At 69.6% G+C, this 516-nt stretch carries 1 pseudogene; it reads right to left on the bottom strand.

Annotated features, from left to right (window positions below):
- Positions 1-516: pseudogene (locus MOV61_RS30205) on the bottom strand (hypothetical protein); the annotation flags it as partial.

Raw genomic sequence — 516 nt, 5'->3', positions numbered from 1 at the left:
GCAGCGGCAATGTTCGGACGCTGGCCGGGAAGCGGTACGGACGTGGCCTCCTCTTGAGCGCGCATCGGGCCAACGGATGCGGTCATCACGCCGCTTTCCGCGTCACCCTTGAAGCCACGCGGTCCGAGCAGCGTCGGGACCGGAATAGTGTAGGCGGAAAGATCGGCGAAGGTTTCGCCGCCGGGCTGGGCGGGAGCCGACGCCTGCAGGGCGAGTGCTTCCTGGGCCGGGTTGCGCGCCGGAGAATAGAGCGCCGTCGCAAGCCCGCCGGAATCCGAACGGAAAGCCGGGCGCGAAAGCGGTACGGGCGCTGCAATCGTCTGTGCCTGTGCCGGAGCCTGGGCTTGAGCCTGCGTCTGGCCTGTCAAAGGCGAAGCCGAGGCAACCGCGACGGGCGCTTCGCCCTCGTCGTCGTCTGCAGCGGGCTTGGCAGCCGGAGCCCCACGCTTCGCCACGACCGGAGCCGTGTTTTCCGCGTTGTCCTCCTCCTCGTCGGCACCGCCGCCGCCGAACAGG

The organism is Neorhizobium sp. BETTINA12A, assembly GCF_023006485.1.
Lineage (GTDB): Bacteria > Pseudomonadota > Alphaproteobacteria > Rhizobiales > Rhizobiaceae > Neorhizobium.
This window is presented reverse-complemented; position numbering and strand designations above follow the sequence as displayed.